Origin of the sequence: Micromonospora ferruginea (assembly GCF_013694245.2) — a bacterium.
GTDB classification, from domain to species: Bacteria; Actinomycetota; Actinomycetes; order Mycobacteriales; family Micromonosporaceae; genus Micromonospora; species Micromonospora robiginosa.
In genome coordinates, this window is sequence record NZ_CP059322.2 from 5,154,957 (window position 1) to 5,168,436 (window position 13,480).

General features: G+C 75.0%; 13 protein-coding genes. 6 read left to right on the forward strand and 7 right to left on the reverse strand.

All coding sequences use genetic code 11. The annotated features are described in order from the left end of the window. Positions 1-22 precede the first annotated feature (22 nt). On the reverse strand, positions 23-1,258 hold the full coding sequence (locus H1D33_RS22690) for a benzoate/H(+) symporter BenE family transporter (RefSeq protein ID WP_181571235.1): 1,236 nt from the start codon (positions 1,256-1,258) through the stop codon (positions 23-25). Between the two features lie 55 nt (positions 1,259-1,313). On the opposite strand from H1D33_RS22690, the gene H1D33_RS22695 reads away from it, so the two are divergent. The 5 genes from H1D33_RS22695 (at position 1,314) to H1D33_RS22715 (ending at position 5,961) form a co-directional block, all read left to right on the forward strand. Further along, positions 1,314-1,841: a helix-turn-helix domain-containing protein gene (locus H1D33_RS22695; protein WP_181571234.1), complete on the forward strand. Its 528-nt coding sequence runs from the start codon at positions 1,314-1,316 to the stop codon at positions 1,839-1,841. A 93-nt stretch (positions 1,842-1,934) separates the two neighbouring features. Further along, positions 1,935-2,654, forward strand: coding sequence for a PP2C family protein-serine/threonine phosphatase (locus H1D33_RS22700; RefSeq protein ID WP_181571233.1), 720 nt, complete (start codon positions 1,935-1,937; stop codon positions 2,652-2,654). A 52-nt stretch (positions 2,655-2,706) separates the two neighbouring features. Further along, positions 2,707-3,906: a GNAT family N-acetyltransferase gene (locus H1D33_RS22705; protein WP_181571232.1), complete on the forward strand. Its 1,200-nt coding sequence runs from the start codon at positions 2,707-2,709 to the stop codon at positions 3,904-3,906. Between the two features lie 38 nt (positions 3,907-3,944). Beyond that, positions 3,945-4,694, forward strand: coding sequence for a ZIP family metal transporter (locus H1D33_RS22710; RefSeq protein WP_181571231.1), 750 nt, complete (start codon positions 3,945-3,947; stop codon positions 4,692-4,694). An 88-nt stretch (positions 4,695-4,782) separates the two neighbouring features. Then, the gene (locus H1D33_RS22715) at positions 4,783-5,961 is read left to right on the forward strand and encodes a hypothetical protein (protein WP_181572621.1); all 1,179 of its coding nucleotides are present in this window, start codon (positions 4,783-4,785) and stop codon (positions 5,959-5,961) included. Positions 5,962-6,014: 53 nt separating this feature from the next. Here H1D33_RS22715 and H1D33_RS22720 read toward each other — a convergent pair whose 3' ends face one another. After that, positions 6,015-7,097, reverse strand: coding sequence for an NAD-dependent epimerase/dehydratase family protein (locus H1D33_RS22720; RefSeq protein ID WP_181571230.1), 1,083 nt, complete (start codon positions 7,095-7,097; stop codon positions 6,015-6,017). Between the two features lie 168 nt (positions 7,098-7,265). Between H1D33_RS22720 and H1D33_RS22725 the strand changes: the two genes are divergently transcribed. Then, positions 7,266-7,622, forward strand: coding sequence for a DUF6223 family protein (locus H1D33_RS22725; protein WP_181571229.1), 357 nt, complete (start codon positions 7,266-7,268; stop codon positions 7,620-7,622). A gap of 11 nt (positions 7,623-7,633) precedes the next feature. On the opposite strand, the gene H1D33_RS22730 is transcribed toward H1D33_RS22725, so the two are convergent. The 5 genes from H1D33_RS22730 to H1D33_RS22750 are packed head-to-tail and all read right to left on the reverse strand — an operon-like array spanning position 7,634 to position 13,479. Further along, positions 7,634-8,296, reverse strand: a complete 663-nt coding sequence (locus H1D33_RS22730; RefSeq protein ID WP_181571228.1) for a response regulator transcription factor — start codon at positions 8,294-8,296, stop codon at positions 7,634-7,636. Further along, positions 8,293-9,471: a sensor histidine kinase gene (locus tag H1D33_RS22735; protein ID WP_181571227.1), complete on the reverse strand. Its 1,179-nt coding sequence runs from the start codon at positions 9,469-9,471 to the stop codon at positions 8,293-8,295. The genes H1D33_RS22730 and H1D33_RS22735 overlap by 4 nt, the downstream gene beginning before the upstream one ends. 47 nt (positions 9,472-9,518) lie before the next feature. Then, a complete protein-coding gene (locus tag H1D33_RS22740; protein WP_181571226.1) occupies positions 9,519-11,543 on the reverse strand; it encodes a hypothetical protein in 2,025 nt (674 codons plus the stop codon). A gap of 18 nt (positions 11,544-11,561) precedes the next feature. Next, positions 11,562-12,632: a glycoside hydrolase family 130 protein gene (locus H1D33_RS22745; RefSeq protein ID WP_181571225.1), complete on the reverse strand. Its 1,071-nt coding sequence runs from the start codon at positions 12,630-12,632 to the stop codon at positions 11,562-11,564. Between the two features lies 1 nt (position 12,633). Beyond that, on the reverse strand, positions 12,634-13,479 hold the full coding sequence (locus H1D33_RS22750) for a carbohydrate ABC transporter permease (RefSeq protein ID WP_220138745.1): 846 nt from the start codon (positions 13,477-13,479) through the stop codon (positions 12,634-12,636). Position 13,480 lies beyond the last annotated feature (1 nt).

The following is a 13,480-nucleotide window of genomic DNA, read 5'->3' on the forward strand; positions in this document are numbered from 1 at the left end:
GCCGAAACCGGGCGGAAAGCCGTCAGGACGGCCGGTGGGTGCCCGCCAGGTCCGCGTCCACCGTGGGCCGGCCGTCCGGATCGACCGGCTCCGGGGAAGCGGGGGTCGGGGTGGCCCGGCGGCGGAAGAGCAGGAGCATCAGGCAGCCGGCGACCAGGCCCCAGAACGCGCCGCCGATTCCGAGCAGGCTGACCCCGGACGCGGTGACCACCAGCGTGACCACGGCGGCCTCCCGGGCGTACGGTTCGGCGACCGCCGCCGACACCGCGCCGGCCAGCGCGGCGAGCAGGGCCAGCCCGGCGACCGCCTCGACCAGCACCGGCGGGGAGAGCAGCACCAGCGCGGTGGCCACGCCGGCGCCGAGGCCGAGCAGGGCCAGTCCGATGCCGGCGGTGACCGAGGCGATCCAGCGCCGGTCCGGGTCGGGGTGGGCGTCGGGGCCGGCGGCGAGCGCGGCGGTGATCGCGGCCAGGTTCACCGCGTGCCCACCGGCCGTCGCGCCGAGCACGGTGGCGAGCCCGGTGACCCGCAGCGCGGAGCCGAGCGGGGCGCGGTAGCCGAAGCCGGCGAGCACGGCGGTGCCGGGCACGTTCTGCGCGGCCATGGTGACCAGGAACAGCGGCAGCGCGAGCCCGACGATCGCGGGCAGCGTCCAGGCCGGCGCGGTCAGCGCGACGACCGGGGCGGCGTCCAGCCGGGCCGGGCCGGTGGTGGTGAGCGCGATCGCCACCACGGCCACGGCGAGCGCGCCGGGCACCGCCCAGCGGCGGGCGAACCGGTGCAGCAGCAGCCAGACGAGCACCACCGGGCCGGCCAGTCGGGGCACCTCCACCAGGGCGCGTACCGGTGCGGTGCAGAGCGGCAGCAGCACCCCGGCGAGCATGGCGGCGGCGATCGGGGCGGGGATGGCGGCGACCGCGCGCCCGAGCGCGGGAATCAGCCCGGCCGCGACGATCAGCAGGCCGGTGAGCAGGAAGGCGCCCACCGCGGCGGGCCAGCCGCCGGGGACCGGCCCGGTGGCCACGAGCAGCGCCGCGCCGGGCGTGGACCAGGCGATGGCGAGCGGCAGCCGGTGCCGCAGGCCGAGCCAGACCGCGCAGGCGCCGCTGGCCACGCAGAGCGCGAGCAGGCCGGAGGCGGCCTGGGCCGGGTCGGCGCCGACCGCGCGCAGCCCGGCCAGGACGACGGTGAACGAGCTGGCGAAGCCGACCAGGGCGGTCACCACGCCGGCCAGGACGGGTTGGAGTCGACCGGCCACGCTTCCCCCTCCGGTGTTCCGTTTACGGAACGACATGATGTAGCACGATAGCCCCATGGACGTCGGCCCGCGGATCCGCGCCCTCCGGATGGACCGGGGGATCTCCCTCTCCGAACTGGCCCGGCTGGCCGGCGTCGGCAAGGCCACGCTCTCCGGCCTGGAGAACGGCGTCCGCAACCCCACCCTGGAGACGCTGTACGCGATCACCGCGCAGCTCGGCGTGCCGCTGACCGCCGTGCTGTCCGCGCCCGAGGAGACGCCGACCGTACGCGGGGTCGCGGTGGGCGCCACGCTGCTGGAGGTGTTCCACGACCGCGACGCCACCTACGAGCTGTACCGGATGCGGGTCAGCCCCGGGCCGGCCCAGCTCTCCCCCGCCCACCAGGCCGGCGTGACCGAACACGTGACGGTGTTCTCCGGCGTGCTGCGCGCCGGCCCGGTGGACGCCCCGCGCACCGCCGGGCCGGGCGAGTACCTGCGGTGGACCTCCGACGTGCCGCACAGCTACGCCGCAGTGGGCGACGAGCAGGTCCGGGCCAGCCTGCTGCTGCGCTATCCGCGACCGTCCGGTAAGGACAATTGACACATACCCAGGATGCAAACGGATGACATTTCTTTCCGCCGACCCGGCAACGCGTAGAGACGCGGGGGCACTGTTCTTGGCAAGCTTGACCCCATGACGCTCATCCTCCGCTCGGCGATCCTCAACGACGTCGGCCTCGTCCGGACCAACAACGAGGACTCCGCCCTCGCCGGTGACCGCCTGGTGGCGGTGGCCGACGGCATGGGCGGCCTGCCGGCCGGCGAGGTGGCCAGCGAGATCGTCATCCGGATCCTGGACGAGCTGACCCCGCCCACCGGCGCCGACGAGGCGGCCGACGCGCTGCGCGCCGTGGTCAGCACCGCGAACCAGCGCATCCGCGCGGCCATCACGGTGGACCCGGCGCGCGACGGCATGGGTACGACGCTGACCGCCGCCCTGCTGGCCGGCGACCGGCTGGTCCTCGCCCAGGTCGGCGACTCCCGGTGCTACCTGCTGCGCGACCACGAGCTGACCCAGCTCACCCGCGACGACACGTTCGTGCAGGCGCTCGTCGACCAGGGCGCGCTCTCCCGCGACCAGGCCCGCCACCACCCGCAGCGCTCGCTGGTCACCCGCGCGGTGCAGGGCTCGGACGCGCCCCCGGCGGTCGGCGCGCTCACCGTCTTCCCCGGCGACCGGCTGCTGCTGTGCAGCGACGGCCTCTCCGACTACGTGGAGGACGCCGCGATCGCCGCCGCGCTGGCCACCTACGGCGACCGTCAGCAGTGTGGCGAGCAGCTCGTGAAGCTGGCCCACCAGGCCGGCGCGCCGGACAACGTCACCGTGGTCATCTCCGACGTCGCCGAGGCCTGATCCCGGCCCCATTCGGGTTGCGACGCCAGCCCGGGCACGTTGGGATGAACGGATGCACATTCGCCGGCTGGCCGCCGAGGACCGCCTGACCACGAGCTTTCCCCTCCAGGCGTACGCGTTCGAGGCGTCGCCGATGACGGCGGTCCGGACCGACGAGTTCCGGGCCTACCTGCCGTACAACGCGGGGAACACGACGCTCGTGGTCGAGGAGGACGGCGTCACCACGGCGGCGGCGTCGGCGATCCCGATGCGGCAGAACCTGCGTGGCGCGGTGCTGCCGATGGCCGGAGTCGCCGGGGTGGCCACCCATCCGCTGGCCCGTCGGCGCGGGCACGTACGGACGCTCATGCACCGGCTCCTCGACGGGATGCGGGACGAGGGCCACCAGCTCAGCGCGCTGTACCCGTTCCGCGCCTCGTTCTACGAGCGCTTCGGCTACGTCGGGCTGCCCCGGCGGCGTACCGCTGTGTTCGCGCCGGCGGACCTGGCGCCGCTGCTGCGCGCCGAGCTGCCCGACGAGCTGGTGTGGGAGCGGATCGGGGCGGGCTACCCGCGGTGGCGCGACTACACCGACCGGTGCCTGCGCGAGCGGCACGGCTTCGCGGTCTTCCCCGACTTCCGCGCGGTCGGGCTGCGCGAGCGGGACGACCGCTGGCTGGTCAGCGTGGTGCGCGGCGGCGAGACGGTCGGCGCGGTCACCTACCGGATCGACGACCACGCCGGCACGTTGATCGCCGACGACCTGCTCTTCGACGACGCTTACGCCCGGGCGTCGCTGCTCCAGTTCTTCGCCCGGCACGTCGACCAGGTGCGCAGGATCAGCGTCGAGCTGGTCCCCGGGGAACTGCCCGAGCTGTGGCTCACCGACGTCGAGGTGCACACCGAGGCGCGGGTGCACCGGCCCGACTCCGCCGCGCCGATGGCCCGGCTGCTCAGCCTGGAGGCGCTCGCCGACCAGCCGGTCGGGGTGGGCCGGGTGCTCGTCGAGCTGGTCGGCGACCGCTGGCTCGCCGGCCGGCACCTGCTCGACGGCACCACCGGCAAGCTTGCGGTGCTGCCGGTCGACGGCGCCGCCGAGGGCCGCCTGCCGTGCGCGCGGCTCACCGCCGCCGGGCTCTCCGCCCTGGCGTACGGGGTGCTCGACCCGGTCGAGGTGGCCGTGCGCGGGCTGGGCGAGGTGCCGGTGGAGGCGGCCACCGAGCTGCGCCGACTCTTCCCCCGGGAACTGCCCTACCTGTTCGCCGATTTCTGACCGGGTTGCCGGCGCCCGCGCGGGGTAGGTTCCTGCGGGTGCCGGGATGGTTGGAAGCGGGATTCTGGGGTCTGCTCGCCGGGTCCGCCCTGTTGATCGGGGCGGCCGTCGGGTTCTTCGTGCGGGTGCCGCGCCGGGCCACCGCGTCGGTGATGGCGTTCGGGGCGGGCGTGCTGCTCTCCGCCGTCTCGTTCGAGCTGATCGACGAGGCGCACGAGCAGGGCGGCCTGCTGCCGGTGGCGATCGGCGCGGCGGCCGGCGCGCTCGCGTACACCGGGGCGAACGTGCTGCTGGCCCGGCACGGGGCGCGGCATCGCAAGCGCTCCGGCGACGAGCAGCCCTCCGAGCAGGAGCAGCCCGGCTCGGGCAACGCGATCGCGGTCGGCGCGCTGCTCGACGGCGTACCCGAATCGGTGGTGATCGGCACGAGCCTGCTGGCCGGCGGCCCGGTCAGTTTCGTCACGGTGATCGCGGTGTTCCTCAGCAACGTGCCGGAGGGGTTGTCCAGCGCGGCCGGCATGCGGCAGGCCGGGCGGACCCGGCGCTACGTCTTCGGGCTCTGGATCGCCATCGCGTTGATCTCCGGCGCCGCGTCGCTGGCCGGGTACACGCTGCTCGGCGGCGCCCCGCCGGAGGTGCTGGCCACCATCACCGCGCTCGCCGGTGGCGCGATCCTGGCGATGATCACCGACACCATGGTTCCGGAGGCGTTCGAGGACGCGCACCTGCTGGTCGGCCTGATCACCGTGCTCGGCTTCCTGGTCGCGTTCGCCCTCTCGCACATGTGACCGCCTGGCGGGTGGCTTAGCGGCGGGTTAAGGATCGCCCGTCGACTCGTGCCGGGGCGGCCCGTCCTCCTAGCATCGGCGGGTGCGCGTGAAGTCCGCTGTCTGCCTGCTCGCCCTCGCCCTGGCCACCGCCACGTTGCCCGGCTGCGGCGGCGACCCGTCCGATCGGCCCGCCCCGGCCGCCGCCACCGGCACGCCGGCCGGCACCGCGTCCGCCCCGGCGGCGGACGCCCCGGCCGCCTCGCCGAGCGCCCGCGCCGGCTTCGGCAGCGCCAAGCCGAGCCCCAGCGCCGCCCCGGCCGCGTTGCGCGCCGGCAACCCCGCCGGGCGGGCCACCGTGCCGGCCGAGGCGCGCGCGGTGGACACCTCCCGCCCGACCCGTACGGTAGGCACCGGCACGCCGGCGAGCTGCACCTCGGCGGCGGTGGTGAAGGCGGTGGCGGCCGGCGGGATCATCACCTTCGACTGCGGTCCGGCGCCGGTGACCATCACCATGAAGGCCACCGCCAAGGTGGTGAACTCGCACGGCCCGCGCATCGTGCTGGACGGCGGCGGCAGGGTGACGCTCAGCGGCGGGGGCGCCCGCCGGATCCTCTACATGAACACCTGCGACCAGGCGCAGGGCTTCACCACCTCGCACTGCCAGAACCAGGACCACCCGCAGCTCACCGTGCAGAACCTGACGTTCACCGACGGCAACTCGACGGGTGAGCGGACCGAGGGCGGCGGGGGTGGCGCGATCTTCGTGCGCGGCGGGCGGGTCAAGGTGGTCAACTCGCGATTCGTCGACAACCGCTGTGACCGCACCGGTCCGGACCTGGGCGGCGCGGCGCTTCGGGTGCTGAGCCAGTTCGACAACAAGCCGGTGTACGTGGTGGGCAGCACGTTCACCGGCGGGGTGTGCGCCAACGGCGCGGCGCTCAGCAGCATCGGCGTCTCGTGGACGGTGCTGAACAGCGTCTTCCGCGACAACCAGGCGGTCGGCTCCGGTGCGAACCCGGCCCGGGGCGGCACGCCCGGTGGCGGCAGCGGCGGCGCGATCTACTGCGACGGCAACGAGTTCACGGTGAGGATCGCCGGGACGATCATCGAGGACAACCGCGCCAAGGAGGGCGGCGGCGCGGTCTTCTTCGTGAGCAACAACCGTACCGGCACCATGACGATCTCCGGCTCGACCCTGCGGCGGAACCCGAGCAAGGGCTTCGAGACGAAGGGCTTCCCCGGCATCTTCTTCCTCGGCGCCCGCCCCCCGTCGGTCACCCCGTAAGGCGGGGGCCCCGCTTAACGCCTCCGGTAGAGAAGGGGCCCCCTCTCACACCCTCAGTACGGGTTGGGGTGGCCGGGGAGGCGGCCCCTGGTCAGAGCCGCCGGGCGGCCGGGGAGGGTGGGATCGGCCGACAGGGGCGGGGAGTTCGTTCCCGCCCTCGTGGACATGCCGGCGATCAGATCCTTCAGCGCGGCCACCGTGTCGACGCGGGGCGCCCAGCCGAGTTCCGTCTCGGCGCGGGAGGTCGACATCAGCGGGACGTTCAACGCCAGGTCGACCCAGCCGGTGTCCACCGGTTGCAGGCGCGCCCGCCAGGTCACCGCCGCCGCGCCTCGCAGCACCGGCACCGCCACCGGCACGGTCCAGCCGTGGAAGTGCCGCGCCACCAGCTCCGGCGTCAGCACCGGGTCGGTCGCCACGTTGAACGCGCCGCGCGCGTCGCCCAGGACCGCCCGGGCGTACGCGTCGGCCACGTCGTCGGCGTGCACCGCCTGCATCCGCAGCCGCCGGTGCGACGGCACCAGCGGGATCCGGCCGTAACGCAGCAGCCGCACCGGCGCCAGCGGGCCGAGGAAGTAGCGGCTGATCTCCGTACCGGCGTCGCGTTGGAAGATCAGCCCCGGCCGCAGCCGGACGATCCGCAGCTCCGGGTGCTCCCGCTGGACGCCGTCGAGCAGCGCCTCCACCTCCGCCTTGTCCCGGCTGTACGAGGACGTCTCCACCCCGGTCGCCGGCCAGTTCTCGCTGACCGGGCGGTCCTTCGGGCCGGGCGCGTAGGTGCCGACCGACGACGCGTACACCAGGGCGGGAACGCCGGCCCGGACGGTGGCCTCGACGACCGCGCGGCTGCCGCCGACGTTGGTCCGGTGGAGCGTGCGCCGGTCGTGGCTGGGCTGGATCTGCCAGGCCAGGTGCACCACCGCCCGCGCCCCGGCGAAGATCCGCACCAGCTCGTCGGCCGCGCCGGGCGCGCCGATGTCGCAGGAGTGCCACCGGACGTCGTCGTACGGTTCGCCGGCGTCCGGCCCGGGCAGCCGACGGGCCACCCCGACCAGTTCCGCCCCCGACTCCTGCCGCAGCCGACGGAGTACGGCGGTCCCCACGTTGCCGGTGGCCCCCACGATCACGATGCGCATGGCTGGTGCGGTACCCGCTGAACGGGGCAGCAACCTCGGGAGTACGGAATCCGCGCGCGTACACCCCCGGTGGTAACCCGACCGCCAACTCCGGCACGACGCGCCGCGGCGGGTCCGCTCCATACGCTGCCGCCGGTAACCGCCGCACGCGCACCCGAGGGAGTCCCGATGTTGATCAACAACCTGCTCGCCGCCACCCTGGCCGACCCGCACGTTCCGCTCGCCGCCGGTGGGATCGGCGGCTCCGGACGGTTCGGCGCCACCGCGTTCGCCCTGGTGAGCCTCGCCGGTGTGGTGATCGGCGGGCTGGCGGTCCGCCGGGCCGGCGCAGGAGGCCGCCGCGCGCTGCTCGCCGTGGCGACCGGGCTGGTCGGCCTGGTCCTCAGCGCGGTGCACCTGGCCACGACCACCGGCGGTTTCGGCACCGGTCAGGGTCGGGCGGGGGCGATCGTGGGCGTGGTGCTGGGGCTCGTCGGCGTCGGCCTGGGCGGGCTGGCGCTGGCCCGCGCCCGCCGCACCGCCTGACCGACGCCGCTCTACGAGGACGTGAGCCAGCCCGGCACGGTGAGCCCCGACTCGTACGCGAGGATCACCAACTGGGCGCGGTCCCGCACCCCCGTCTTGGTCATGATCCGGCTGACGTGCGTCTTCGCGGTGGCCGGGCTGAGCACCAGCCGGGCCGCGATCTCGTCGTTGGACAGGCCCGCGGCCACCAGCGCGAGCACCTCCCGCTCCCGGTCGGTGAGCCCGCGCAGCCGGGGCCCCGGCTCCGGCTGCCGGACCCGGGCGGCGAACTCGGCGATCAGCCGGCGGGTGATGGCCGGCGCGATGAGCGCGTCGCCCCGCGCCACCACCCGCACCCCGTGGATCAGCTCCGCCGGCTCGGTGTCCTTGACCAGGAAGCCGCTCGCGCCGGCCCGCAACGCGCCGTAGACGTAGTCGTCGAGGTCGAAGGTGGTCAGGATGACCACCCGGGCGTCGTCGTGGGCGACGATCTCCCGGGTGGCCGCCAGGCCGTCCATCCGCGGCATCCGGACGTCCATCAGGACGACGTCCGGCCGCAGCCGCCGGGCCAGCCGCACCGCCTCGTCGCCGTCGGCGGCCTCACCGACCACCTCGATGCCGTCCTCGCCGTCGAGAATGGAGCGGAAGCCGGCGCGTACCAGCGTCTGGTCGTCGGCGACCAGCACCCGGATCACGACGCCGCCCCCGGCTCCGGTCGTGGGCCCGGCACGGGCACGCCGGCCGGCAGCGGGTCGGGCCGCACCGGCAGGTGGGCGCGGACCAGGAACCCGCCGTCCGGCCCGGGCCCGGCGGTGAACGAGCCGCCCAGCGCGCGGGCCCGCTCCCCCATGCCGAGGATCCCGTTCCCGGGCGGACCCGATTCGCCGACGCCGTCGTCCGCCACCTCCACCAGCAGCAGGCCGTCGCGGTCCGGCCGGACCCGGACGACCGCGGTGGTCGCGGCCGCGTGCCGCGAGACGTTCGTGAGGGCCTCCTGGACGATCCGGTACGCCGCCAGGTCCACCTCCGGCGGCAGCGGCCCGGTCGCGGCCAGCTCGGTGCGGATCCGCACGCCGCCCCGCCCCGCCGACTCGACCAGCTCGCCGAGGCGGTCCAACCCCGCCGCGGGCGCGGTCGGCGCCTCGCCCTCCCGGCGCAGCACGCCGAGCGTCGCCCGCAGCTCCCGCAGCGTCTCCCGGCTCGTCTGCTTGATCGCGGTGAGCGCCGCCGTCGACCGCTCCGGGTCCGGCCGGTGCAGCGCGGCGCTCGCCTGCACGTTGATCGACGACAGGTGGTGGCCGAGCAGGTCGTGCACCTCCCGGGCGATGCGCAGCCGCTCCTCGGTGGCCCGACGCCGGGCCTCCTCCTCCCGCCCGAGCTCGGCGACGAGCACCCGGGCCCGCACCTCGGCCAGGTAGGCCCGCCGGTTCCGGGTCACCCCGACGATCACCGCGACCAGCCACCCGGCGTGCAGCAGCGTCGCGCCGTTCCCGCCGGCGCCGGTCCGGGTGAAGCCGTCGGCGACCGCGAACGAGACCACCGAGGCGGTTCCGAGCCCCACCGCGACCGCGAGGCGCCCCTCGTCGACCACCGTGTAGAGCGCCACCACGAACACCAGCATGATCGGGCCGGGCCGGTGCAGCAGCACCCCGTACGCGCTGACCGCCGCCAGCGCCACCAGCCCCACCGCGACCGGGTAACGCCGGCGGGCGTACAGCGCGGCGGTCGACACCAGCACGACCAGCAGGGCCGCCAGTTCGGCGGCGGTGTCGACGCCGTCCGCCTGCACCAGCAGGCCGACCAGCGCCACCAGGCCGACCGCCGGCACCAGGGCCGTCGTCGCCAACCGGTCGCGCCGCCAGCTCGACATGCCCGAAGCGTAGCGGCCCGGGCACAGGGGCACCCGGGCCGCGCCCGTCACCGCCGGACGACCGTGAAGCCGCCCGGCAGCACCACCGCCGGCACCGTGCCGCCCCGGGCCTGCGCCCGGACACGTCGCACGCCCCGCGCGTCGTACGTCTCGACGATCGCCGTCCCCGAGCCGGGCACGGTCACCGTGACCGACCGGGGTGTGCGGGCGGCACTGCGCAGCAGCGCCGTCGTCGACCCGGCGCCGCTGATCACGTACCGGGAGACCAGCGGTTCGAGCAGGACCGCGTCGACCACGGCGTCGCCGCCGGTCGAGACGGCGACCAGGTCGGTGGCGTCGGCCGGCGCCTCCGCCGGGCCGCTCGGGGTGACCGGGAGCAGCGCGCCGGGTGCCGGGGACGTCCCCTGCGCGCCGACCCGCCCGTGCCGGACGACGCCCACGGGCCGCTCCCGGCCGGCAGCCGACGCGGTCCACCGGGTGACGGCCGGGCTGTCCGGCCGCAACTCGACCACCGGGAGCACCAGTCGGGGCTGGTCCGCCGCCGGCAACTGCCAGCGGGCGGTGGCGCCGGCCGGCAGCAGGGCGTATCCGCCGCTGAACGCGGACTCGCCGGTCCACGCCGAGTCGGGGGTGACCACGCTCGCGCCGCCGGTCAGCGTGGCCTGTTCGGCCTCCACCACGGTGTTGCCGACCCGCGCCACGATCCGGCCCTGCCGGGCCAGCGCGGCCACGTCCGGGTGGGCGTCCAGCGCCAGCATGCTGAGCAGGCCGTGGATGGTCGACTCCGCGCCGGCGTTGCGGTTGACCGTGCCGTCACCGGCGATGCCGTCGACGGTGCGCCCGGTCGCCGGGTCGTACCCGGGCACCCCGGCCGCGTTGGCGCCGAAGTACCAGGCCGCGGTCATCCCGGCGAGCTGCCGGAACCCGGCGCGCCCGGTGGCCTCGGCGACGGCGAGCAGCGACTGCACCCGCGAGTCCACGCCGTAGGAGATCTGCGACCGGTCCGTCGGGGTCGGCTGGCGTCCGTTGTCCGGGCCGCCGGAGGTGAGCAGCCACGGCGTGAAGACCGCCGAGTCGGCCACCGCCGGCGACAGCAGCCGCCGGTCGCCGAGCACCCGGGCGGCCTGGGCGAGCGCGGCCGGCATCTGGGAGCCCCAGGCGTGCCACACCGACCGGGACAGCGCCCAGGGGCGTACCGCGTCGAACGGCCACTCCCGGACGCTTCCGTCGGAGAGGGCGGCGATGCCCTCGGCGAGCCGGCCCAGCGCCCGCCGGGCCCGGGCGCCACCACCCGCCCGCACGTACGCGGCCAGCCCCAGCACGGCCTCCGCGGTGGCGTCCGCGCCTTCCGCGATCAGCCATCCGGGCGTACGGTCGCCGTCGACGACCTGCCACCTGCCGTACCGGACGAGCACCTGACGCTCCACCGCCCGCACGGCGAGGTCGAGCCGGTCCCGCAGGAACGACGCGAACCCGGGGTCGGCGGTACGCCAGGCGGCGTACCCCTCGCCCAGCGCCCAGATCGTGCGGGCCAGCCAGTACGACGGGCCGCTGTCGGACGGGTCGGGCAGTTCGACCGGCTCGGCGCTCGGGTTGAGCGTGCCGTCCGGCTGCATCCAGAGCACCACGTTGCCGGCGTTCGGCCCGGTGGCGGTCTGCAGGTAGGTCAACCCGCGCAGCAGCGCGTACGAGGCGTCCCGGCTGGTGGTGGCACCGGTGGCCCGCCAGTGCCGCAGGTAGACCACGGCGGCGCGGGCGATGTCGTCGGCGTTGAAGGCGCCCTGGCCCCAGGTGTCGGTCTCCGGGTCGTACGCCCCGCCGCCGACCCGACGGAAGGTGCCGTCCGGGTTCGGCTCGGCGTAGGTCCACAGCACCCCGACCGCCGGCGTGTCGGCGAGCCGGTAGGTGGTGTGTCCGGCCTGCTCGGGTGGCGTGACCGAGTCGACCAGGAAGGTCAGGTGGGACAGGTTCGTCAGCGCGGCCGTGCCGGTGGCGGCCTCGGCGGCGGCCGGCGCCAGCAGGGGTGCGGTCAGCGCGAGACCGCCACCCAGCAGGAGCGATCGACGTCTCATGGTGGTCTCCTCGGTGGCTCAGGGGGTGTGGTCGAGCCGGGCGACGCCGATCTTGGTGTCCGCCATCCCGTAGAACACGAAGCGCACGCCGTCGACCTCCTCGATCGCGGTGGGGAAGACGACGTTGGGCACGGTGCCGGCCTTCTCGTCCTCGGTGTCGGGCGCGAGGACGGGCTCGGCGGTGCGGGCCAGCACGCGGGCCGGGTCGGCCGGGTCCAGCAGCATCGCCCCGGCGGCGTACTCGACGCGTTGGGTGGTGGGGTCCCAGCCGCTGGGGGCGTATCCGGTCACGCCGTGGTGGATGAGCAGCCAGCCCTCGGGCACCCGCAGCGGCGGCGGGCCGGCGCCGATCTTCAACTCCTCGTAGGGGAACTCGGACAGCGCCACGACTCGGTGGTCCCGGGGGCGGGCCAGCGCGGTGATGTCGGCGTGCACCTCGTCCGCCGGCACGTACGAGATCCAGATGCCGGGCCGTTCGTCGGTGGTGCCGGCCGGCAGGTGCACGCCCTCGCCGGGGCGGAACCAGCCCAGGTCCCACATCGGCCGGTGCAGCATGGCGTAGCAGGGCCGGCCGTCCGGGCCGGGCACCGGCTCGGGGAAGAACACCGCGTCCTTGTTGGGGAACAGGTTGAGGTCGGTGTCCAGGTCGGGCTGGTAGGCGAACTGCACCGGCCCGAGCCGCCGCCAGGAGCGCAGGTCGGTGGAGACGGCCAGCGCGAGGCGGGGGCCGAGCGGACCGTACGCCACGTAGGTCATCAGGTGCCGGCCGAGACCCGGGACCCAGGTGGTGCGCGGGTCCTCCACCCCGGCGTTGTTGAGGCCGCGCTCCCAGCCCTCGTCCGGAGCCAGCACGACGCCGTGCCGGCGCACCCCGACCGGTACGCCGTCGCGCAGCTCGACCTCGGCGAGCCCCACCCGGGACACGTTGCCGTCGGCGACCAGCCGGGGCAGCAGGTGCAGCCGGCCGTCCGGGGTGCGCCCGCTCGCCGGGTTGAGCACCCCGGCGGCCTCGAAGGGTTCGGCCGGGTCGGGCGCCATCAGCACGCCCAGCCGGGTCAGCGTGTACGGGACAGTGGTCGATACAGGCATGTCAACCTTTCACACCGGAACCGATGTCGGTGGAGATGAAGTGTCGTTGGAAGGCCACGAAGAGGCCGACGGCCGGCGCGGCCAGCACACAGGCCCCGGCCAGCACGGCCCCGTACGGGTTGGCGGCGCGAGCCGCCACGTTGCTGATGTAGTTGGCCAGGGAGACCGCCAGCGGCTGCATGTCCGCCTGCTTGGTGATCAGGAACGGCCAGAGGAACTCGTTCCACGGGCCGATGAAGGTGAGCAGCACCGCGGTCAGCAGCGCCGGGCGGACCAGGGGCAACGCCACCGACCAGAGCACCCGCAGTTCCCCGGCGCCGTCGATCCGGGCGGCGGCGAACAGGTCGTCCGGCAGTTGCAGGAAGAACTGCCGGAAGACGAAGACCGCCGTGGTGTTGATGGCGAACGGCAGGATCATCCCGAGGTACGAGTCGGCCAGCCCGTACCCGCGCACGATCAGCACGTAGAGCGGGATCAGCAGGAGCTGGAAGGGGATCACCTGGACCAGCAGCACCAGGGCGAACAGCGTGCCCCGGCCGCGGAAGCGCAGCCGGGCCAGCGCGTAGCCGGCGAGCACCCCGAAGACCACCGTGCCGAGGATGACCCCGCCGGTGAAGATCCCGGAGTTGACCAGCGAGCCGAGCAGGTCGACCCGGGAGTTGATGTCCCGGTAGTTGTCCAGGGTGAGGCCGCCGGTCGGAAACGCCCCGGCTACCGAGGTGTCCGGTTCGGACTGGAGGCTGCCGATCAGCATGTAGTAGAAGGGAAAGAGGAACAGCAGGGCGCCGGCGAACAGCACCGCGTAGCGGAGCAGCCCCGGCCACCTGGAGGTGGAGGTCGGTGTCACG

Bases quoted from the DNA above. Each gene is read 5' to 3' on its own strand.
- H1D33_RS22720 (WP_181571230.1), bottom strand. From the start codon at position 7,097: ATGCGCATCGTGATCGTGGGGGCCACCGGCAACGTGGGGACCGCCGTA.
- H1D33_RS22735 (WP_181571227.1), bottom strand. From the start codon at position 9,471: ATGTCGAGCTGGCGGCGCGACCGGTTGGCGACGACGGCCCTGGTGCCG.
- H1D33_RS22700 (WP_181571233.1), top strand. From the start codon at position 1,935: ATGACGCTCATCCTCCGCTCGGCGATCCTCAACGACGTCGGCCTCGTC.
- H1D33_RS22745 (WP_181571225.1), bottom strand. From the start codon at position 12,632: ATGCCTGTATCGACCACTGTCCCGTACACGCTGACCCGGCTGGGCGTG.
- H1D33_RS22725 (WP_181571229.1), top strand. From the start codon at position 7,266: ATGTTGATCAACAACCTGCTCGCCGCCACCCTGGCCGACCCGCACGTT.
- H1D33_RS22705 (WP_181571232.1), top strand. From the start codon at position 2,707: ATGCACATTCGCCGGCTGGCCGCCGAGGACCGCCTGACCACGAGCTTT.
- H1D33_RS22695 (WP_181571234.1), top strand. From the start codon at position 1,314: ATGGACGTCGGCCCGCGGATCCGCGCCCTCCGGATGGACCGGGGGATC.
- H1D33_RS22740 (WP_181571226.1), bottom strand. From the start codon at position 11,543: ATGAGACGTCGATCGCTCCTGCTGGGTGGCGGTCTCGCGCTGACCGCA.